Source organism: Faecalibacterium sp. I4-1-79, assembly GCF_023347235.1.
Taxonomy (GTDB): domain Bacteria; phylum Bacillota; class Clostridia; order Oscillospirales; family Ruminococcaceae; genus Faecalibacterium; species Faecalibacterium tardum.
Genome location: NZ_CP094467.1, coordinates 448,937 through 470,357, shown reverse-complemented (window position 1 = coordinate 470,357; position 21,421 = coordinate 448,937). Strand labels below are relative to the sequence as shown.

Sequence of the window (21,421 nt, the reverse complement as noted above, 5' to 3'; positions counted from 1 at the left end):
TGCTCCTGTTCTTATCTGTTATTATAGCTATCTGGGTTCAAATCCGCAATTCACAAACCGTCCATACTTTTGGGCGCATTTTCTCGGCTTTGTTGATACTTTATACAAAAATTAGAACGCGATTTTGTGCACTATTTCAAATTGTTCATTTTGTTTATCTGTGAGATGAAATGGATTCACGGGTTTCAAAATGGTTACAGGGTTTCCATCTCGGCGTCGGCGGCAAATTCGGCCTCGGCGCGGGTCTCTGCGGCCTGTCCCTCAGCCTCGGCAACAGCCAGCGGCTCTGCCAGTGCCTTGCGGATGGCGGTGACGTAGAACACCATGGAAAGCGCCGTACCGATGCACCAGCCCACAGGCCATGCCATCCAGATTCCGGTAGAGCCCAGCGCGGTGGCGCTGAGCACGGCGGCAATGCCCACACGCAAAATCAGGTCGGTGAAGGTGGCGATCATGAACCGCACCATCAGGCCGCAGCCGCGCAGGATGCCGTCTGCCACCAGCTTGACCGACACCACAAAGTAGAAGGGAGAGAGGATGCGCAAAAACAGCATACCGGTGTCAATGGCAGGGCCCTGCGGGTCGTTCATGAACAGCAGCAGCAAAAAGCGGCCAAAGAAGAAGTACAGCACCACCAGCGGCACGCACAGCAGCCACACCAGATTGCGGCCCGCGCCAAAGCCTTCCTTGACGCGGTCCATCTTGCCTGCGCCCATGTTCTGGGCGGTGTAGTTGGAGATGCCGTTGCCCAAGGTGGTAAAGGAGGTGATGACCATGTTGTTCAGCTTGACGGCGGCAGAGTAGCCTGCAATGACGCTGGCACCAAAGGTGTTGATGATGCTCTGCAGGATGATGTTGCCCACCGAGACAAAGCTTTGCTGCAGGATGCTGGGCACAGCCACCACGGCCACCTTGCCCAGCATATTCCACGAGAACAGCTGCACATGACCCTCGGTGCGGAAGGCGCGGATGCGGCGGAACACCACCACCATGGCCAGCACGCAGCTGACACCCTGACACAGGAAGGTAGCCCATGCCACACCGGCAATGCCCATCTTGAAACCGGCGACGAACAGGATGTCCACGCCGATGTTGGACAAAGAAGAGACTGCAAGGAAGTAGAAGGGGGTCTTGCTGTCGCCAAGGGCAGAGAAGATGCCGGTGGCAATGTTGTAGAAGAACATGAAGGGCAGACCCAGAACGTAGATATCCAGATACAGCGCAGAATCTGCAAGGATCTCCTCCGGGGTGTTGATGAGCTTCAGCAGGGCGTCGCAGCCCAGCAGACCAATGCCCATCAGCACGGCGCACAGCACGGCAGAGCCGATGAGGGAGGTGTAGACCGAGGTCTTCATCTCGCGGTATTCCTTTGCGCCAAAGTAGCGGGACACGATGACCGAGCAGCCAATGTTGCAGCCAAAGGCAAAGGCGATGAAGATCAGGGTGATCTCGTAGCTGTTGCCCACCGCAGCCAGCGCATTTTCACCGATGAACTTGCCCGCCACCAGACTGTCGGCGATGTTGTACAGCTGCTGGAAAATGATGCTGCCGAACATGGGCAGACAGAATTGCCACAATACCTGTGACGGCTTGCCCACCGTCAGATCCTTATTCATTGCAAAAATCCTCCTCTATAACGACTATAAATGGTAAAACAGCGTAAACGCCGCAACCAGTATAGAGCCGAACTGCCAAAAAGTAAAGAAAATTTTTGGTGTATCTGCCATATAAAAAACACATGGTAAGCATAACGTATCCCCGCTGCCGCAAGGGGGCAGACTGTAAACGGGTTTTCCACGGCGGTTTGCGCCCCCTGTTAAAAATTTAGGTCTGCAAACATCCGCCCCGGCTCTTGCACCGGGGCGCAAAGCGTGGTAGGATATTGGCAGTTAGTTATATATAACTAACTAAATAGAGCAGTTCCCCATCTGCCCGCCCGGGCAGTATGGGAGAGAAAATGATATTCAGGAGGGTTTCAAGATGAATTATCTGGAAATTGAATCTGTTGTAGGCCGCGAGATCTTAGACTCCCGCGGCAACCCCACCGTGGAAGCCGAGATCACGCTGGCGGACGGCACTGTGGCGCGCGGCTGTGCCCCTTCCGGTGCATCCACCGGCGAGTTTGAGGCGCTGGAACTGCGGGACGGCGACAAGAGCCGCTATCTGGGCAAGGGCGTGACCAAGGCGGTGGAAAACATCAACACGGTCATTGCGGACGCCGTTGTGGGCATGGATGCTTCCGACATTTACGCCGTGGACGCCGCCATGATCAAAGCGGACGGCACCAAGGACAAGTCCAATCTGGGCGCAAACGCCATTCTGGCGGTGTCTATTGCAGCCTGCCGCGCAGCAGCCGCTTCGCTGGAAATGCCGCTGTACCGTTTTCTGGGCGGCGTAAACGGCAACCGCCTGCCCGTGCCCATGATGAACATCCTGAACGGCGGCGCACACGCCGCCAACACCGTGGACACACAGGAATTCATGATCATGCCGGTGGGTGCCCCCTCCTTTAAAGAAGCGCTGCGCTGGTGCGCCGAGGTGTTCCATGCGCTGGCTGCCATCCTGAAGTCCAAGGGTCTGGCTACCTCCGTGGGCGATGAGGGCGGCTTTGCACCCAACCTTTCCAGCGATGAGGAGACCATCGAGACCATTCTGGCTGCCATTGAAAAGGCGGGCTATCTGCCTGGCAAGGACTTTATGCTGGCAATGGATGCCGCCGCTTCCGAGTGGAAGAGTCCCAAGGGCAAGGGCTTCTACAAGCTGCCCAAGGCGGGCACCGAGTTCACCTCCGCCGAGCTGATCGCACACTGGAAGAGCCTTGTGGAAAAGTACCCCATCATCTCCATCGAGGACGGTCTGGACGAAGAGGACTGGGCGGGCTGGCAGCAGATGACCCGCGAGCTGGGCGGCAAGGTGCAGCTGGTGGGCGACGACCTGTTTGTGACCAACACCGAGCGTCTGGCAAAGGGCATCCAGCTGGGTGCGGGCAACGCTATCCTGATCAAACTGAACCAGATCGGCTCTGTCTCCGAGACCTTGGAAGCCATCAAGATGGCACACAAGGCCGGTTACAATGCCATCAGCTCCCACCGCTCCGGCGAGACCGAGGACACCACCATTGCGGACTTGGCTGTGGCGCTGAACACCTGCCAGATCAAGACCGGTGCACCCAGCCGCACCGAACGTGTGGCAAAGTACAATCAGCTGCTGCGCATCGAGGAGCAGCTGGGCGAAAGCGCCGTCTACCCGGGCATGGAAGCGTTTTAAGTAAGACGATTGGAAATGCCCTCCGCGCTGCTTTGGGTATTTTCAGCGGAAATAGTATTTTGGATTTGTTGCTCAGAAACGCCTGCGGGCGTTTCTGAGCAACTTTTTTCACGGGAAGGGGTCGTAAAGTCATACGGCAGCTGCGATACTCCCAATATTTACCACCATGGTATTTGCAATCCTGCGGCGGGCTGGTTCGTATATAAGGCAGACCGGCACCCGGCAGCAGCCGGGACGGAATGAAACGAAAGGAGCAAACCTTCCATGTTTCAAGGCCTTGGGCCGCTGCTCAACCTTTTGGGCGGCGGCAGCTTGACGAAACTGCTTCTGTTTTTACTGAAGGGGCTGTTCGGCTGAAACGGACGGTCTGAAAGGAGAATACCATGCTGATCGTATTGGAGCATCTGCTGGGTCGGATCAACCTGCCCGGTATGTGGTGGATCATCTCTGAGCGCTGGCTGTGAGGTGACACCCCGCAAAGCCGCTGCACTTTTTGTGCGGCGGCTTTTTTGCTGTGCGGGACGGTCTGGAATGCCCCGCCGGGCTGAACGCTCTCAATCGCTGACCGGCAGAAACAAAAAAGCTCCCCCGAGGGGGAGCTGGCATCGCGTAGCGATGCGTGAGCGGGTTCTTATTGCAGCGCTTCTTCCAGCACCTTCAGCAGGTGCGGGATATCCAGCGGCTTTGCGATGTGGCCGTTCATGCCCGCATTCAGGGCGTTCTGCCGGTCCTCCTCAAAGGCGTTGGCGGTCATGGCAAAAATGGGGATGCCTGCCTTGCGGGGGTCGGGCAGGGCGCGGATGCGCCGGGTAGCTTCGTAGCCGTCCATCCGAGGCATCTGGATGTCCATCAAGATCAGGTCGTACTGCCCGGGCGCGGACTGCTCCATCTTTTCCACCGCTTCAACGCCGTCCTCGGCGGTGTCCACAAGGAAGCCTGCTTCCTTTAAGATCTCCATGGCGATTTCCCGGTTCAGGGCGTTGTCCTCCACCAGCAGCAGGCGCTTACCGTCAAAGCTTGCCTTGGGCGGCAGCGCGGGCTTTTGCGCCGACTGCACCCGGAAGGGCTCTGCCAGCACCTTGCGCAGCTCCGAGAGGAACAGCGGCTTTTCGCAGAAGGCGGTCACACCAGCGGCGCGCGCCTCCTCCTCGATATCTGCCCAGTCGTAGGCGGTCAGGATGATGATGGGGCAGCTGTCCCCGATGACCTTGCGGATCTGCCGCACGATCTCGATGCCGTTCATATCCGGGATGAGCCAGTCGATGATATACACACTGAAGGCATCGCCCTGCTCCACGGCGTACTTGGTGCGGATGACCGCCTCCTTGCCGGAGATGGTCCACTCCGGGCGCATCCCGATCTTGGAAAGCATGGTGCTGACGCTCAGGCAGGTGTTGGTGTCGTCATCCGCCACCAGTGCCCGCAGCCCTTCCAGCTGGGGCAGCTGTTTGATCTCCGCCTTCTGCCCGCTGAGGGGGAAGCAAAGGTTCACGATAAACTCGCTGCCCTTGCCCGGCTCGCTTTCAAGGGTGATGGTGCCGCCCATCAGGTCTACGATGCTCTTGGTGATGGAAAGGCCGAGACCCGTACCCTGAATGCCGCTGACGGTGGAGCTTTCCTCCCGGGTGAACTCCTCAAAGATGTGCTTCTGGAACTCCTTGTTGATGCCGATGCCGTTATCCTTGATGCGGAACTCGTAGTTGCCGCAGCCCTTGGGCGCACCGGGCTTCTGGGCAATGCGGATGCTCACCATGCCGCCGGTGGGGGTGAACTTGATGGCATTGGAAAGGATGTTCAGCAGCACCTGATTCAGCCGCAGCGGGTCGGTGATGATGTCCTCGTCCACCACGTCCATGGTGTCGATGAACAGTGCTAAGCGCTTGGAGCTGATATTGGGCTGGATGATGGAGCGCACATCGTGCACGAGATCCGGCAGATGCACCGCCTTTTCCTCGATCTTTACTTTGCCGCTCTCAATGCGGCTCATATCCAGCACATCGTTGATGAGGGAGAGCAGGTGCTGGCTGGAAGTGGAGATCTTTTTCAGATAATCCAGCACCTGCTCCTTATTCTCAATATGGGTCGCCGCCAGCGAGGTGAAACCGATAATGGCGTTCATCGGGGTGCGGATGTCGTGGCTCATATTGAACAAAAACTCCCGCTTGGCGCGGTTTGCCGCTGCCTCGTGCCGGACGGCAAGTTCCAGCTTGCGGTTCTGTTCCTCCAGCTGGGCGTGATATTTCTGCTCCTGCTCCTTTTTTTGCTGCTCCGCAAGCTTCATGGAGCGGCGGCGCAGCGTTTGCAGCACTGCCACGCAGATCAGATAGAAGATCAGTGCCGTCAGCAGTGCGCTGCTGGAATTGCGGAACACCGATTTTTCGTCGATATAGAGATACAGATCAAAATTCTGTCCGTTGCTATACATCCCGAAATAGCAGCCGGAATTTGCCCAGTCGCGGGTGTGGGTCAGAACGTCGGGCACACCGGCCTTGCGGATGCCCTGCACCAGCGGGCTGTTCGTGGTGTACAGTCCGATGAGGCTCGGGTCGTTTGCGGCGATCACCTTGTTGTCCTGCACGATAAAGATGGTGCCGCTGATGTTCTTCGGGTAGCCGTCCAGCACGCTTTGGATGGACAGGGCTGCGCCCTCCACAAACTCCGGCGGGGTCACCCGGTAAGCCAGCAGCACGGCATCCCCTGCTGCGGCGCGGCGGGTGGCAACATCCACCGCCGTGCCATCCTGTAACAGAATGCGCTTGAGGTAGGTCTTTTGCGGGTTTTGCAGCACGTTCAGCGCGGCTTGCTCCCGCAGAGATTCCGCAAACTGCGCATAGCCGATATTATTATCTGTATATTCACACAGTAATTCTCCATTTTCGTCCAGCACGGCAATGCCGGTAAGCCAGAGGGACTCCGTTTCTGCCCGGAGACTTTCGGGGTCGTAAAGATCCAAAGCGTCATTTTCAGCCAGCTGCCGCACCGACACTGCCATCCGGCGCAGCGACTTTGCGGTGATGGTGTCATTGTATTTTTCGTAGCTGGTGGACTGCACCTTTACAAAGTTGATGGTGCGGTCAAAGTATTCCTCGGTAGCGCGGATGGACTCCCGCCCGGAGAAGAGGGTGACTGCCAGCAAAAGCAGCACGCCCATCAGCAGATAGAGCGCCGCCACCCGCATATTGGGCGTGAACGTTTTCTTGTTACGGTTCAAGGGCGTCCACCTCCAGATACTTTTCCGGGTCTGGCAGATACTTGCCTACGATCTGCTTCAGCGTGCCGTCGGCGCGCATGGCGGCAAGGGTCTCGGTCAGCTTTTCGTCCAGCCCGCGGGTGTCGTTCAGCGCAAAGGCCACGCCGATGCCGGTGACCAGCAGCGGCTCTTCCAGAATGCGGAAGTTGGCATTGCAGTCCTGCATATACTGCAAAATGGCGGTCTCGTGGGCGGCAATGGCATCCACATAGCCGCAGTTCAGCATGGCGTACTGTATGCTGCGATCCTCGGTGCTCAGCAGTTCACCAAACTGCGGGATGCGGGGGTCGGTGCCGGCGAGGAAAATTTCCTCCGGCTTGGTGGTGCTTTGCACCATCATGGTCTTGCCTGCAAGGTCGGCCAGCGTTTCAATGCTGCTGTCGGCATTGACCGCCACCACCTGACGGCTGACCATATAAGGGCCTACCCAGCGGTACAGCTGCTCCCGCCCGTCCATGGAAAAGCAGCCCCAGATGCAGTCGATGGCACCGCTTTCCACCAGCTTTGTTTTCTGCTCCCAGTCAATGATCTCCAGCCGCACCGCATACCCCATGCGGGCAAAGGCCTCGGTGGCAATGTCCACATCAATGCCGGTGGGGGTGCTGTCATTGTTCATGTAGATAAACGGCGGGTAGTTATCGCTGCCCACCGTAAGCTCGGGCAGCGCTGCCGCCGTCTGCATTTTGCCGCAGGCGGTCAGCCCGACCGCAGCAGCCGCACATACCTTTAAAAAGGTACGGCGGGATATTTTATGGTTGGATCGCTGTTTTGTCACTCGTAGATGTCCTCACATTACCATTGTAAAATTTCCTGTTTCAGTTCCCCCTGCACGTCCAGCAGACACTGCAGCAGCAGCGGGTTGAAGGCTCCGCACTCGCCGTTCGTGATCATCTGGACAGCCGTTTCGTGCGGGAAGGCCTTTTTGTAGCACCGCTCACTGGTCAGCGCGTCATACACATCTGCCATGGAGACCAGCTGCGCGCTGATGGGGATATCGTCCCCCTTCAGCCCGTCCGGGTATCCCCTGCCGTCCCAGCGCTCGTGGTGCCAGCGGGCGATCTCGTAGGCGGTCTGCAGCAGCGGCTGCTCGGCAAAGTTTTCGGTCTTGTGCAGCATCTCTGCGCCCAGCATACTGTGGGTCTTGATCACCGCAAATTCTTCTGCGGTCAGCCTGCCGGGCTTGTTCAGGATGGCTTCGTCAATGCCGATCTTGCCGATATCGTGCAGCGCCGACGCCAGCGGGATGTTATCCTGCTATTCGGGGGTCAGGTCATAGCGGCTGGTCAGCTCCATCAGCCGGTGCAGCAGCGTCTCGGTGATGATGCGGATGTGCCGTACATGAGAACCGGACTCGCCGTTGCGGAACTCCACGATCTGGCTCAGCACGCCCACCAGCACATCGGTGTTCTTTTCCCGTGCGCGGATCTGGTCGGACACCATCTGCACCAGCCGCCGCTGCTTGGCGTACAGCTTAATGGTGTTGGACACCCGGCGATAGACGATCTTGGCATCAAAGGGGCGGTTCACATAGTCACTGGCGCCCAGTTCATACGCTTCGCGGATGGCTTCTTCCGAGTCGTCGCTGGAGATCATGATTACCGGCACGTCCTCGATGGTATGGTTGGTGTTCATGGTGCGCAGCACCTCAAAGCCATCCATGACCGGCATGTTGATATCCAGCAGCACCAGCGAGATCTGCCCTGCTTCTGTCTGCAGCAGCTCCAGACACCGTTTGCCGTTCTCGGCTTCCAGAATGCGGTAGTCCCCGCCCAGAATGCTGGCAAGCATCATGCGGTTCATCATGGAGTCGTCCACCAGCAGGATGACGGGCTTTTCCTCCAAGACTTGCTCCTGAGCCGCCAACCGGCTGTCCTGTGTGTCCACCGCTACCGCGTCCTTGTGGTTCTTGGCCTGATACATCAAAAGGTCTGCCCGGCGCACCACGTTCTCCATGGGGTCGGCAAGGGTCTGCATCGCGCCGCCGATGCTCAGCGAAAGCCGGAAGTGAGGGTAGCCCGGCACCACCGCCTTTTGCACTGCGTCGCGGATCTGCTCCAGCTTTGTCCTGAGGTAATCCGCCGGGATGCCGGGCAGCACCAGCAAAAACTCATCGCCGCCGTAGCGGATCAGCAGATCTGTTTCCCGGATGCAGGTGCGGACAGCCTTTGCAACGGTTTCCAGCGCCAGATCTCCGGCGTGGTGGCCGTAGGTATCGTTGCAGATCTTGAAATCGTCGATATCCATCAGAGCAATGCACGACGGGCCGATGTTATTGCGCACCACTTCCTCGTAATAGCGGCGGTTGTAGGTGCCGGTCAGGGCGTCACGGTTCAGTCGCTGCCGGTAGTGCTTTTCTTTTTCTATATTCCGGGCGGCGGTCTGGGCAAACTGCGCTTTTTGCTTCTCCATCTGCTGCATCATCCGCAGCAGGTTATGGTTGGCGCTTTCCAGCGCTTCCCGCTGGGTACGGTTCTGCTGTTCCAGCTTTTCCCGCAGTTCCATATAGGGGGTAATATCCGTGACGGTGGCCACGATGTAGCCATCACCGTGCCATACGATTCTATTGGCGGCGCTGGAGACCCAGCGGTAGCCGTTTTTGCCCAACAGCCGGAAGATGCTGTCGCCCTCCTGTGCGTAGGCCCCACTGTTTTCCGCGTTCCGGTAGCGCAGCCCGGCCGCCAGATCATCCGGGTGCAGTAGCGCTGTATAGCGGTTATTGAACTTTGCCGCAAATTCTTCCCGCTCCCAGCCCAGTATCTCCAGAAAACGGTCGCTGATATAAACAAAAGGATAGCCGTTTTCAGGATCCTCTGCGCAGCAGTGAAAGCCGCCCGGTATATTCTGTGCATAGCGTTCCAGCCGCAGAAGCTCTTCTTTTGTTGTCTCGTCTGTTTCCATTTTACCTTCCCTGCCCCTTTCTCCGCGCACCGCACCCCGGAAGCACATGGTACACCCTATTGCCGCAATGTCAAACTTTACCTTCCTGTGCGCCCCGCTTTTGGGCATACTATAACAGTATGATTTTATCATCAAAACTGCCTAGATGCAAGCATTTTTTGCCAATTTTGCCAACAGAACGGCAAGTAAGGCACATTAGAAAAAGTTATAAGGGCAGCGGGCTCCCCCCTGCCTGAAAAAGCAGTTCTTACTGTATCCGATTCGTTACAGTTTCAGCCTGCAACAAAAAAAGAGATAGACCTTCCCTTCCGAGAAAGTCTATCTCATTTTTATCCGTTTTCTTCTGTTTTCTATCAGCCCTGCTTTTTCCAGCGGCGCATGACGCCCATGCCCAAGGCATAGGGGCCGGTGTGCACCGCGATGGTACAGCCGATCTGCAAAAGCCCTACCTCGCACTGTGCGCCGGGGTACTTGGCGCGCAGGGCGGCACGGGTCTGCATCCACAGACGCTTGCCTTCATCGGCATCGTAGCCGTAGCCCACCGTAATGCGGTAGTCGTCCGGGGTGCCGCCGTGGGCATCCAGATAGTTCATCAGCTGTTCCAGCGCCTTTTCAAAGCTCTTCTGTCGGCCGCGGGCTACGCCGCCGGAGAAGATCTCGCCGTCCTTGAACAGGATCATGGGCTTCAGTCCCAGCATATTGGCGGCGCGACCGGTCACCTTGCCGATGCGCCCGCCCTTGATGAGGTAATCCAGATCACCCACGGTGAAGAAGATCTGGTTGGTGGATTTTTCGGCTTCCAGCCAAGTCACAGTCTCGTCCAAGGTGCAGCCTGCGTCCCGCATGGCTACGGCATTTTCCACCATGGTGGATTCGGTCACGGTGGCGGCGGCAGAGTCGATGACCTCGATGCGGGCATCGGGGTAGTCCTCCAGCACCAGATCCCGGGCGTTGCGGGCGCTGCCCACACAGCCGCTCATCTTACCGGTGAACACCAGACACAATACCGCCCGACCCGCCTCGGCGTGTGCGCGGAAGACCTTTTCAAAGTCCTCGATGGAGGCCAGACTGGTCTTGGGGTAGGCCGCCGGATTATCTACCATGAACTGATAGAAGTCCCGCACAGGGATCTCCAGCCCTTCCTTGCGGTAATGCTCGCCGTCCAGCGATACATAAAAGGGCACGACCTCAATGCCAAGCTGCTTGGCGGTGTCCAGCGTCAGGTCGCAGGCGCTGTCGGTAATGATATCAAACATCTGTGACGCTTCCTTTTCTGAAACTCAGGGGCTGCTTTTGGCGGCAGCTCAGCCGCGGTGGATGTAAGCCTCGCGCTCTGCGCCCACCGAGATATAGGTGATCTTGCAGCCCACAGCCTTTTCCAGATACTCCACATAATCGCGGGCCTGCTGGGGCAGGTCCTCCCACTTGCGGGCTGCGGTGATATCGCAGTGCCAGCCGGGCAGGTACTCCACCACAGGCTGTGCGGTATCCAGTGCCTCACCCATGGGGAAGCGGGTGGTAGTGGTGCCGTCGGTCAGCTTGTAGGCGGTGACCATGGGGATCTTTTCCATGTAGTCCAGCACGTCCAGCAGGGTCAGGGCGACCTCGTCGCAGCCCTGGCAGAACACGCCGTAGCGGCTTGCCACCAGGTCGATGGGGCCCACGCGGCGGGGACGTCCGGTAGCTGCGCCGTACTCGTGGCCGGCCTCACGCAGGGCGTGCTTCTCTTCCTCGGTCATGGCCAGCTCGGCGGCGAAGGGGCCGTCGCCCACGCAGGAGGAGTATGCCTTCATGACGCCGATGGAGTTGTGCAGCTTGTGGCCGGGGATGCCGGCGCCGATGGGTGCATAAGCACCGATGACGTTGGAGGAGGTGGTGTAGGGGTAGATGCCAAAGTCGATATCACGCAGGGCACCCAGCTGTGCCTCAAACAGCACCTTCTTGCCAGCGGCATCGGCATCGGCCAGATACTGACCCACATCGCAGATGTAGTCCTTGAAGATGGCGGCATACTTTTCCAGCCAGTTCCACATCTCGTCCACGCTGATGGGGGAAGCGTTGTAGCTGCCCTCCATGACCAGATTCTTGGAATCCACCATGGTGACCAGACGCTTCTTCACAGCGTCGTCCAGATGCAGCAGGTCGCCCATGCGCAGGGTCTTTTTCATGTACTTGTCGCCGTAAGCGTAAGCGATGCCGCGCTTGGTGGAGCCAAACTGTGCGCCGGTCTTGGACAGGCGTGCCTCCTCCAGACCATCCTGCTCCACATGGTAGGGCATGGTGATGGTTGCGCGGTCGGAGATCTTCAAGTTTTCCGGGGTGATCTTAATGCCCTGCTCGCGCAGCTTATTGATCTCGCCGTCCAGATGATGCGGGTCGATGACCATGCCGTTGCCCATAACGCAGACGACGTTGGGGCGCAGGATGCCGGAAGGCAGCAGGTTCAGCACGAACTTGCCACGCTCGTTTTTAACGGTATGGCCTGCGTTGTTGCCGCCCTGATACCGTGCAACGATGTCGTACTCCTGGCTGATCAGGTCGACCATGCGGCCCTTGCCCTCATCGCCCCAGTTGATACCCGTAATTGCAGTAAGCATAATAAATGACCTCTTTATCCTTTTTTTCAAAAGACAGCCTTTTCCGTGCACCTTGCCCGGGATACGCTACCTTGGGTAAAACGCACCGGTTTGCTGCCCTTGCGGCACGCACCAATGCAATTATAGTATAGCACAGTCTGCCGCGCAAAAAAAGGGGGAACGCACCTTTTTGCGGCGGATTCCCCCTTAAAACAAAAACGGCTCCGCCGAAGCAGAGCCGTAAAGTTGCATCTGAAATATAATCAGCGCTTGCTGAACTGAGGTGCATCGCTGGCAGGGCTGCGCCCTGCACGCGATGCTTGAGCAAGGATTTTGAGCGCCTCCGGCTCGCCCCTCACGGGGCAACCGCCGGAGATGCGCAGTCGTGCAGCCTTCAGACCGTACTTCACGAAACCGAAGCTCGATTTTGCTTGATTTTACGCGGTTTTTCAGGCTTTTTGCTCTTCGTCCACCAGTTCTTAAACCCACGATTTTGTAGGTTTTTGTCAGATTTTAACCCTAATCTTTTTTTGATGTGTCGATTGCTCTGTTAATCACCCCATGTAATTGGGCAGGTTTATTATACTTGACTTTAGCGTAAATGTCCATAGTCACCTTGCTGTTTTCGTGTCCGGCAAGATACTGTACGGTTTTAGGATCAACCGAAGCATAAATCAGGTTCGTGATATAAGTGTGACGCAATTGATGCGGTGTCACTTGAAAATCCATCGTATATACCAACTTCGGATTGTTCGGCTGATGCTCACCAAGCTTCGGCTTTACCACATGCTTAATCTTCTGCCCATTCACATAGGTGTAATAGCAGCGTTCTTCCGTAGAACGAACTGCTATGTACTTCCACACCCTCACGAACTGAGATTCAGCCAGAGCGTTACCATTCCTATCCGAGATCACATATTCCGATTTTGACTTTTCTTTTGCCTCTTTCAAGCATTCCACCAACTTGCCCGGAATGGGAATGTCCCTTTTGGCTGCTGGCGTTTTTAATTCTGTTGAAATTACCGGACGATTATTTACAGAACGCCATGCTCGCCTTACCGATATATATGGGGTGGCACCATCCAGGAAAACACAATCCCATCGCAGTGCAAGAATTTCTTCCCGCCTCAACCCTGCGTACAACCCAATCATTACGAAAACATACGGTGGTAATCCCCTGATTGTATCCAGAAGAATTTTCACCTGCTCATCCGTCAATGCCTTCTTTTCCTGCTTTGGGGTTCCGCCTTTTGCGGAAAGCGACGCAGCCGGATTATAACTGATGATTTTACTTTCTTCTGCTGAATAGAAAACACATTTGATCAGCATATTCATTTTGCTGTACAGGGAAGCTGATTGCTTGGAGATTGGAACCAGCAGCAAGCGAAGGTCATCGGTCGTCACTTCGTCCATATACATATCTCCAATAGCTCCAATAATGTATTTTCTTATCGTGCGCTCATATCCGCTCAATGTGTTTTCCCGCACACTCGCCGAGCGCATCGTCAACCATTTTTCGCAATACTCAGCTACTGTCGGATTATTCTTCCGGAATATTTCATCCTCAATACTGCGTTTCATCTCAATGGATTTATCGTACAGCTCTTCAGGAGTCTGTGCATATAGCGAAATCCATTTCCCATCCGCATCCTGCATTCGTGTTCTGTAATATTGAACGCCCCTCTTCATAATTGTGCCATATTCCGGCACTACTTTTTTTCTTGCCATTATTGCTTCCTCCATATTCTTGATATCCAAATTGATCTTTGCTCTTTAATTATCCAGAATGCTGCTCCGTTTCTCAAGGATGTCGCTATATGTAAAAAGAGCAGGGATTATCCCTACTCTTTTTGATCTCATTCATGAAACTGTCTGGCCTATTCTGCATCCCACAGTGTAAAGGTATCCTCTAATATGCCCGCCAGTTCATCCGGTCGGTTATACTTTGCCTTTGCATAAATGTCCATCGTTATCTTGCTGTTCTCATGACCGGCAAGATATTGAACTGTTTTAGGATCAACCGATGCGTGAATAAGATTTGTAATATAAGTATGCCGCAGCAAATGTGGTGTCACTTCAAAGTCTAAGCTATAAACCACCTTTCCATTATGCGCAGCTCTTTCGCCCAGCACCGGTTTCACCGTATGCTTCACTCGTTTTCCATTCTCATAACGGTAGTAGCTCCGTTCCTTTACAGTTCTGGTCACAATATACTGCCAGAGCCTCTTAAACTGCGTATATGAAAGCGGTTCGCCCTCGCTGTTCGCAACAACATAGTCTGATGTGGAATTCTCCTTTGCTTCTCTCAGGCATTTCGCCAGGCAATCAGGAAGCGGTACATCTCGATGAGCAGCCTTTGTTTTCAGTTCAGACATTATTACCGGTCGATTGTGCTCTGTATGCCAAGCTCTGCACACTGTCAAATACGGTGCTGCTTCATCCAGAAAAACTGAATCCCACTGCAATGCAAGAATTTCTTCTCGCCGAAGCCCCGCATACAAACCAAGCATCACAAATACATACGGTGGTAATCCTCTTATCGCATCCAGCAATCTCTCCACCTGATCATCAGTCAAAGGGTTTTTCTCTTTTTGAGGAACTCCCCCGTTCTTTCCAGACAAATAAATTGTAGGATTGTCCTGAATCACTTTGCTTTCCTTTGCCGCCGCAAAAATGCTCTTATAAAGTATATTAACCGATTTGTACACAGACGCTGATTTTTTTGATACCGGAACCATTGCCAGACGAATATCATCCGCTGTAACATCTGCTATATTCATATGACCCAGAGGCTTTATAATATGCCGGTTTACTTTCGATGTGTAATCCGTCAATGTAGTGGCTCTTACCTGTGCGGATTGTAACAACAGCCACTTTTCGCAATACTCCTTTACTGTGGGGGATGATCTGCGAAATGTATTATCCTCAATCTGCTCTCTCGCTTCGAGCACCTTATCATATAATTCTTCACGGGTTCTGCCATACAACGCCACCCGCTTTCCATCAGCATCCTCAATTCGAGTCCGGTAATATTCCTTACCCGCCATGATGACGGTTCCGTACTGAGGAATCGCATATCTTTTTCTTGCCATCTTCGACACCTCCAAACTTTTAGCTGATATATTCATTATTGCGAATAACCTGCCAATACTCAACGATGTCGAATTTCGCTCCTGGCTGTTCTCTTCTTTCGGAAAGTCGGATTGTTATCCTTCGGCCTTGCACGATGTGTAGACCTTGCAATATACTCCTGAAGTCCAACTTCAGTAAAATAAACACAGCCATTCTCAACATACTGAACATAAGTGATCAGCCCTTCCATTCTTGCATGATCCAAGGTATCCAGGCTAATCCCCAACATCTCAGCGGCGTCTTTACGCTTAATCAATTTATCCACCATCAAAATTCACTTCCTTTCGGCATTTGCCTTGTCTTTTTTTCTCCGCCTGTTCCGGAATATAATATCCAAGCTGCACTTTCACAGCTTCATCAATTCCGCGCATCTGTCCCTTACTTACCTTGCCGAGATACCGAATCACACAGGTCTTATCACATGTATCAAGCTGCTCCGCCAATACCATCGAAGATCTTGCCAGCCCTTTTGCCTTCCGAAGGAAATAATGTGTTGGCTGGCTTCTTTTCTTTTGAATCTTCGTTGTCAGAGGAGCAACCGTAATCGTCGGCGAATAAAAGTTGCCGACATCGTTCTGAAGAACCACTACCGGACGAACACCGCCCTGCTTTGATCCTATCGGAACACCAAGATTGGCAAGGTAAATATCTCCTCGCCGGTAAACCCAGTTTTCTTTCATCTGGTTGCCTCCAATCCCATAATCATCTATGGATAAAAGCTGACAGAAAATAATACAACTGCTTTATTCTGACAGCTTTTCTTAAAATATGGTTTCTCTGTACTTTTTCTTGGTACCCCAGAGATCGGGGATTTCTCACAAGCGGCAGTGTGCTTCACTGCTCCATTGGAATTTAACCATCCCGCCTTCTTTATGGCCGGACCGCGAATTACGGAAGTATCATTGTCCCTGACAGGCTTTTACACCACCGTCGGTTGCAATCCGACATTTGCTGCTGCGATTCCGCTTCGCCCCTGTTGGGCATCATGGCGTGCAGTCGAAGGCTCGTTCTGTCAGTAATGTACTTGGAGAATGAGTATTCAATTTTCATAGTTCATCAGCCTTGTTGCCTTAGCTGTAAAGTAAGTATAAAAGAATGCGGTTTTACATAACACGCCGGAAACTGCGACTTTGCCCACCTAATTTTGCGAGTTCATATCAGTGCTTCCTGAAGCTGCGTAATGGCATCCTGCACTCTCTTTTTCAACGCATCCACATCCTGTCTCTTGCCAATGATCAGATAATCCAGCGTTACTCCAAAGAATTCCGAAAACAGAATCATGTCATTATAAGATGCCGATATTACTCCGCGCTCAATTTTGGAAATGCGTTTTGCATCAATATCAATCGCCTCAGCCAGGGCCTCCTGCGTATACCCTTTTGATTTGCGCAATTCCTGAATTCTTGCTCCACACACATGCTGATCGTAATACATACTTTTCTCCTTCCGCACAGCCGGTACAGAACCGGATCGATGGAAGGTCAAAAAAAGAGCCGCATGACGGTGAAGAAAAAATCCTGTGCCGATAAAACAGAACATGGGTATCCCATAATTCTGTCTCATGCGGCATTCGGAAGACTTCGCCTGTCAGCGGCTCCACAGCACAGCTATGACTTATAAAATTGTGTTAATAGGGTTATTTATTGTCATCTCAACCATTCAAAGACGAATAGTAGAGCTGCAATCTCCGTAATCTTCTCATCTCCAAAACATTGAAGACGGTCTCGCGTCCGCAGGCCTTGCATTTGGTCTGCACATGTCCTCTGGTATCCTCAAAGACGATGATTGAATTGTGTCGGCAATAAGGGCACCTGACAATCCTGGGCCTTTGCGAAGCAATCGCATCCTTTGCCCGGATGATTTTAATCTGCATTTCCGCAGATGGTTCCGATACTCTGATATTCCTGCTCATGGCCACACCTCCAATGGATCACGATATTCATAATCCTTTTTCCGGTTCAAATAGCCCAGTTGTTCCAAGCGGATAGCAGCTGCCGATCTCGAAACGCCAAAGACACTACAGAAAGTATCTATCTTCACCTGGTCTTTGTCATAAAAATGCCATCCATAACAAGTCAGAGGCTTTCTGCTGTTAATGAACCACATCGCCCGATCCACCTCTGACTGAGGCATCAGAATAGCAGCTCCCAGCGCATTGGCCTGCCATTCGTTCCAATCCTCCTGCGTTCTCAGAACGCGGGAGCCATTTCCTCGCACTTCCGGTCTCTTATGGCAGGCTATCTTTCGGTCATCGGCATCCAGCTGAAACAGTATCTGGTGGGCGCACTCATGTGCCAGCGTAAACCTGCGTTTTCCGCAGAGTTTCCGAATATTCTCCGGTTCAATGAAGCTCTTATCCAGAACCACATCATTGGTTTTCAGGAAGATGCTCCTCTGACTTCCATCAACCTCTATCTGATATTCTGTATCCACATACGCGGTCAGACCATAGATGCTTCCGTCCGCGGACAACTTTTGAAATGACACCTTCAGGTTCAGATAATCGGATGCAAACTGGTCAATGGGTGTCGGAAGCGCGAATCTCGCCGGATCATCTGCTTCGCTGCCGAAAAAGGACTTTTGAAAATCTCTTATCACTGCAACAGCGATTTCTTCTATGTTTTTCTGTGAAAGGATCATAGGCACGGCTCCTTTGCTTCAACGAACCACTTTTCATCTTCGTTGTACAGGAAACTCTCATGCCCACCGATCATGACCGTATAGCGGATTCCGCAGCCTCCTACCTTCGTGGAAGCAGCCCGACACTTATGTTTCAATCGGTCGATCTCATACACCCGTCCGTCAATCCAGCGAATCAGGCGCGGGCGGATATTCCCCTCTGCATCCACATCCAAATTCACAGGTACATATACTTTTCTACATTTCTGTTCCGACATATTCTACGCTCCTCCTCTGTAAACCGGCGAATGTGTTGACTTCTTTTAGCAAAGAACTCACCAGATTCTGCCGGTGCTGTATTAACCAATCATTCCTGTCGGCATAACCAAATCCACTTTTCGCTCTGTCGGCATCTTGCTTCGCTGAAAAAGTACCCCATTTTTAATCGCATCTTTCCCGAATCGTAATCGAATCTGCTCAATCGCTGCGTCCAGCCGTTCCTGGCGATCCAATGATTTCATATCAGTGAATAGGTCGTATTGTATCGGACAATCCTCTTCAAACAGGTTGATTGCCCGAACCGTCACTGAACGAATCGGATGCTCCCATTGATAATTCTTAGCAAACAAAGCAAATGCGGTTTTCGCCAGATAGGTGAGGCTTTGTGTCGGAATGCTAATCCGGCACTGCCACTCTTTCGTGTAAAGCTCGTTGTTGCGGATGGAAATCGCCATTCCGCCCGCTTTCTTCTTATGTGTTCGCAGCTTGGTTCCAATCTCCTGCACCAGCTCCAGCATGACACACCAGACTTCGGCGTTATTATCCAAATCCTGCATGGTTGTTATCCCGTGCCCAATGCTTTTTACCGGGGAGACATAATCGGAACGCATAACCGGTGAATCATCCAGTCCATTGGCATATTTCTTAATCACCAGTCCATTCTTCCCAAGGCGGCATTTCAGGAAATCATCCGATGTTGCAGCGAGTTCTCCAATGGTATGAATCCCATAACTGGATAGAACCTTCTCGGTCGCTCTGCCGACTCCAAGCAAGTCAGAGGCAGGATGACACCAAATCTTCTCCCGGAATGAATCTGCTTCGATGCAGGTAATCGCATCCGGCTTTTTCATATCCGACCCAAGCTTGGCAAAAATCTTATTGAAGCTCACTCCTGCGGAAATCGTAAGTCCCAGTTCAAACTTAACCGTTCTACGAATCTCATCTGCGATTTCAAATCCGGTTCCCATACAGCCGCTTCCGGTCACATCCAGCCAGCATTCGTCCATCCCATACGGCTCGATCTGATCGGTATAGCGACCGTATATTTCACGAGCCAGCTTTGAAAACTTCATATATTGCTCATAGTGCGGCTCCACGATCACAAGATCCTGGCACTTCTGCTTTGCTTGCCAGATTGCCTCTCCCGTGGAAACGCCAAACGCCTTTGCTGCATAGTTCTTCGCAAGTACGATGCCATGCCGTTCCTCCACAGAACCGCACACTGCCACCGGCTTGTTCTTCAGTTCCGGGTTCAGCATACACTCGACAGAGGCATAGAAATTATTCATATCACAATGAAGAATCACCCTTTGCATCCCGTATTCCTCCTCTCCGTTCGTGAAAGCACGAACAACTTTTCACGAACACATTGACACACAGCATTTCTTGTGATACTATAATTACACGAATTGTATTTCGTGTTTTCATCGTCATTATAGCAAGCACAGTTTTTCGTGTCAATAGATTTTTATGAAAAAGTGTTCGTGTTCGTTATCAAAAAAGAAAGAGGTATTTCTATGGTCTTCAAAGAAAGGTTGAAAGAAAAAAGAACAGAAGCCAATTTAACTCAGGTAGAACTTGCAGAGAAGGCCGGTGTAACCGCCCGCACAATTCAGAATTATGAGCTTGGCAGCCGCAAACCATCCAATATGGTTACGATCCAGAAGATTGCGGATGCGCTGAATACTACTACTGAGTACCTGCTGGGAAGCAGCGGCACCTATGTCGTAGAAGCTCACGAAAAAGGCGGCGCAAAAGCAGCGAAAGATATTGAAGAACTGGTCAGCGAAGTGACCGGTATGTTCGCTGGCGGCGAATTAAGCGAAGATGCCATCGAAGGAGCCTATAAAGCTCTGACCGATGCCTATTGGATTGCCAAAGAGAACAATAAAAAATACGCCCCGAAAACGAGGCGTAAAAAATCCGATCAGTGATATTTATCGTACACACTTTTCGCTATACTGTAAACTGGAGGTGGTATGATGAATGCGGAACAGCTTTCACGGGTCGGTGAGAAACTGGTAAAACGCTGCGGTTCCAGAGACCCTTTTGAAATTGCAAGGCAGCTTGGTATCAATGTCATGCGTTGCGAAAATTTCGGCTCCCTGAAGGGAATGTACCGGGTGATTAAACGAAATCGCTTTATTTTCCTGAATAACAGTCTGGATGAAAATATGCTGCGCATCGTGTGCGCACATGAATTAGGGCATGACCAGCTTCACCGGAATATGGCGAAAACTACCCCGATTCATGAGTTCATGCTCTATGACATGAAATCCAAACCGGAATATGAAGCCAACATCGTAGCAGCAGAAATCCTGATGGACAGCGATGAAGTCCTTCGCTACATCTATGAATATGGATACACAGCCGAGCAGATCGCCAGTGCGATGTCCACCGACATCAATCTGGTTGCGCTGAAGGTGGCGCACCTGGCCACACTTGGATATAATCTGCACGCGCTGGAACATAAAAGCAACTTTTTGAAATAACGTATCTTTGAGGAGCCTGGACCGGCTCCTCTTTTTTGTTGCAAATTGTGCAGGCGGTGCTTGCACAATTATAAGCCTAACATCTGCATGTGATAGAGCTTCACTTTTTCCTCAAACGGCAGTCCCGGATCAATGCCGACTTCTTCCCACATCACACCATACGGTGCGCCGCCATCTGTATATCCAGCGATAAAAGCAAAACGACCATCGCAGTCCTCATACAGTTCTCCCAGCCGTTCCCGTTCTTTAGCTTCCCGCTCCATTCTCCGCTGCCGAAGTCGCTGTTCTTCAGCCTGTTTAATCTGGTCAAGCTGCTCCTGTGTATAATTGACTCCAAGCTCCTGCAAATCTTTAGCGGCAGTCACAGCATCCACATGAAAGCGTTCGCGGTAATGCTTGTTCATCTTTTTCGGTGAGCCGGTATAGGTGAGCAGCCACTGCTTGCCTTTTCGGAGGCGTGCTTCCTTTCGCTCAGCCTTCGTCAATTTCTTTTTCTTTGCCATTTGAGGAATCTCCCTGATTTTTTCCTGATGACTTTAAGTTGCGCTTTTTCGGTGCTGTCAGCTCATAGCTCAAAGAAAGCAGATCTTTGATAGCATCATCCAGCTCCGGTTTGCCGAGCTGAATACTGAACCATTTTTCCTTGTTCATGTGATAGGCCGGAAAATAGCCGTCCTGCCCGCGAAGAGAGCCAATCAGCAGCGGATCGCTTTTCACATTAAGGACATCAATGATGCCTGCCTCCGGCAGTCCCAACTTATCAGCCGATACTTCCAGGACTACACCATACCATTTATTATTGTCGTTGTGCCGCAGCACAGCATTCCAGTCATGCCAGGGGTATTCCGGCTCTGTGCCGTACCGCAGGCGTATCCATGTAAATAATTCTTGTCGTGTCATCTCTTAAG

At 52.8% G+C, this 21,421-nt stretch carries 20 protein-coding genes; 3 read left to right on the top strand and 17 right to left on the bottom strand.

The features are described 5' to 3' along the window. Positions 1-194: 194 nt before the first annotated feature. Positions 195-1,616 carry an MATE family efflux transporter gene (locus MTP36_RS02270; protein WP_249253169.1) on the bottom strand — a complete coding sequence of 474 codons (1,422 nt, stop codon included), beginning with the start codon at positions 1,614-1,616 and terminating at the stop codon, positions 195-197. Positions 1,617-1,980: 364 nt separating this feature from the next. Here MTP36_RS02270 and eno point away from each other — a divergent pair, with 364 nt between their 5' ends. Then, positions 1,981-3,267 (top strand): phosphopyruvate hydratase, encoded by a 1,287-nt coding sequence (gene eno, locus MTP36_RS02265; protein ID WP_249253167.1) that lies wholly within the window; start codon positions 1,981-1,983, stop codon positions 3,265-3,267. A 631-nt stretch (positions 3,268-3,898) separates the two neighbouring features. Here the strand turns inward: eno and MTP36_RS02260 are convergent. The 14 genes from MTP36_RS02260 to MTP36_RS02195 all read right to left on the bottom strand — a co-directional run bounded on the left by MTP36_RS02260 (position 3,899) and on the right by MTP36_RS02195 (position 19,337). Next, positions 3,899-6,478, bottom strand: coding sequence for a hybrid sensor histidine kinase/response regulator (locus MTP36_RS02260; protein ID WP_249253165.1), 2,580 nt, complete (start codon positions 6,476-6,478; stop codon positions 3,899-3,901). After that, on the bottom strand, positions 6,468-7,292 hold the full coding sequence (locus MTP36_RS02255; protein WP_249253163.1) for an amino acid ABC transporter substrate-binding protein: 825 nt from the start codon (positions 7,290-7,292) through the stop codon (positions 6,468-6,470). Before MTP36_RS02255 ends, MTP36_RS02260 begins: the two co-directional genes overlap by 11 nt. A 17-nt stretch (positions 7,293-7,309) precedes the next feature. Next, positions 7,310-7,756: an HD-GYP domain-containing protein gene (locus MTP36_RS02250; protein WP_330220878.1), complete on the bottom strand. Its 447-nt coding sequence runs from the start codon at positions 7,754-7,756 to the stop codon at positions 7,310-7,312. 15 nt (positions 7,757-7,771) lie between these two features. Beyond that, complete coding sequence (locus tag MTP36_RS02245) at positions 7,772-9,415, bottom strand: diguanylate cyclase (RefSeq protein WP_249253161.1); 1,644 nt, start codon at positions 9,413-9,415, stop codon at positions 7,772-7,774. Positions 9,416-9,768: 353 nt separating this feature from the next. Further along, positions 9,769-10,671 carry a DegV family protein gene (locus MTP36_RS02240; RefSeq protein ID WP_118657886.1) on the bottom strand — a complete coding sequence of 301 codons (903 nt, stop codon included), beginning with the start codon at positions 10,669-10,671 and terminating at the stop codon, positions 9,769-9,771. A 48-nt stretch (positions 10,672-10,719) separates the two neighbouring features. After that, the gene (locus MTP36_RS02235; RefSeq protein WP_055185523.1) at positions 10,720-12,012 is read right to left on the bottom strand and encodes an adenylosuccinate synthase; all 1,293 of its coding nucleotides are present in this window, start codon (positions 12,010-12,012) and stop codon (positions 10,720-10,722) included. A 498-nt stretch (positions 12,013-12,510) separates the two neighbouring features. Continuing rightward, entirely contained in the window at positions 12,511-13,719 is a 1,209-nt protein-coding gene (locus tag MTP36_RS02230) for a tyrosine-type recombinase/integrase (RefSeq protein ID WP_144166861.1), read from the bottom strand. Between the two features lie 149 nt (positions 13,720-13,868). Then, positions 13,869-15,083, bottom strand: coding sequence for a tyrosine-type recombinase/integrase (locus MTP36_RS02225; protein ID WP_144166860.1), 1,215 nt, complete (start codon positions 15,081-15,083; stop codon positions 13,869-13,871). 59 nt (positions 15,084-15,142) lie between these two features. Next, positions 15,143-15,391 (bottom strand): DNA-binding protein, encoded by a 249-nt coding sequence (locus MTP36_RS02220; protein WP_202883026.1) that lies wholly within the window; start codon positions 15,389-15,391, stop codon positions 15,143-15,145. Next, entirely contained in the window at positions 15,381-15,803 is a 423-nt protein-coding gene (locus MTP36_RS02215; RefSeq protein ID WP_013274262.1) for a type II toxin-antitoxin system PemK/MazF family toxin, read from the bottom strand. The genes MTP36_RS02220 and MTP36_RS02215 overlap by 11 nt, the downstream gene beginning before the upstream one ends. A gap of 472 nt (positions 15,804-16,275) precedes the next feature. Next, positions 16,276-16,557 (bottom strand): helix-turn-helix domain-containing protein, encoded by a 282-nt coding sequence (locus tag MTP36_RS02210; RefSeq protein ID WP_173892819.1) that lies wholly within the window; start codon positions 16,555-16,557, stop codon positions 16,276-16,278. Between the two features lie 474 nt (positions 16,558-17,031). Beyond that, positions 17,032-17,763: an ImmA/IrrE family metallo-endopeptidase gene (locus MTP36_RS02205; RefSeq protein WP_144166857.1), complete on the bottom strand. Its 732-nt coding sequence runs from the start codon at positions 17,761-17,763 to the stop codon at positions 17,032-17,034. Beyond that, positions 17,760-18,020 (bottom strand): hypothetical protein, encoded by a 261-nt coding sequence (locus tag MTP36_RS02200; protein WP_013274265.1) that lies wholly within the window; start codon positions 18,018-18,020, stop codon positions 17,760-17,762. The genes MTP36_RS02205 and MTP36_RS02200 overlap by 4 nt, the downstream gene beginning before the upstream one ends. An 81-nt stretch (positions 18,021-18,101) precedes the next feature. Next, complete coding sequence (locus tag MTP36_RS02195) at positions 18,102-19,337, bottom strand: DNA polymerase Y family protein (RefSeq protein ID WP_144166856.1); 1,236 nt, start codon at positions 19,335-19,337, stop codon at positions 18,102-18,104. A gap of 201 nt (positions 19,338-19,538) precedes the next feature. Between MTP36_RS02195 and MTP36_RS02190 the strand changes: the two genes are divergently transcribed. Next, a complete protein-coding gene (locus tag MTP36_RS02190) occupies positions 19,539-19,955 on the top strand; it encodes a helix-turn-helix domain-containing protein (RefSeq protein WP_002576372.1) in 417 nt (138 codons plus the stop codon). A gap of 45 nt (positions 19,956-20,000) precedes the next feature. Next, positions 20,001-20,513 (top strand): ImmA/IrrE family metallo-endopeptidase, encoded by a 513-nt coding sequence (locus tag MTP36_RS02185; RefSeq protein WP_330595359.1) that lies wholly within the window; start codon positions 20,001-20,003, stop codon positions 20,511-20,513. 68 nt (positions 20,514-20,581) lie between these two features. Here the strand turns inward: MTP36_RS02185 and MTP36_RS02180 are convergent, their stop codons facing one another. Together MTP36_RS02180 and MTP36_RS02175 are read right to left on the bottom strand one after the other, a co-directional pair. Beyond that, positions 20,582-21,016, bottom strand: a complete 435-nt coding sequence (locus MTP36_RS02180; RefSeq protein WP_098923442.1) for a hypothetical protein — start codon at positions 21,014-21,016, stop codon at positions 20,582-20,584. Further along, positions 20,985-21,413, bottom strand: a complete 429-nt coding sequence (locus tag MTP36_RS02175) for an MmcQ/YjbR family DNA-binding protein (protein WP_098923443.1) — start codon at positions 21,411-21,413, stop codon at positions 20,985-20,987. The genes MTP36_RS02180 and MTP36_RS02175 overlap by 32 nt, the downstream gene beginning before the upstream one ends. Positions 21,414-21,421 lie beyond the last annotated feature (8 nt).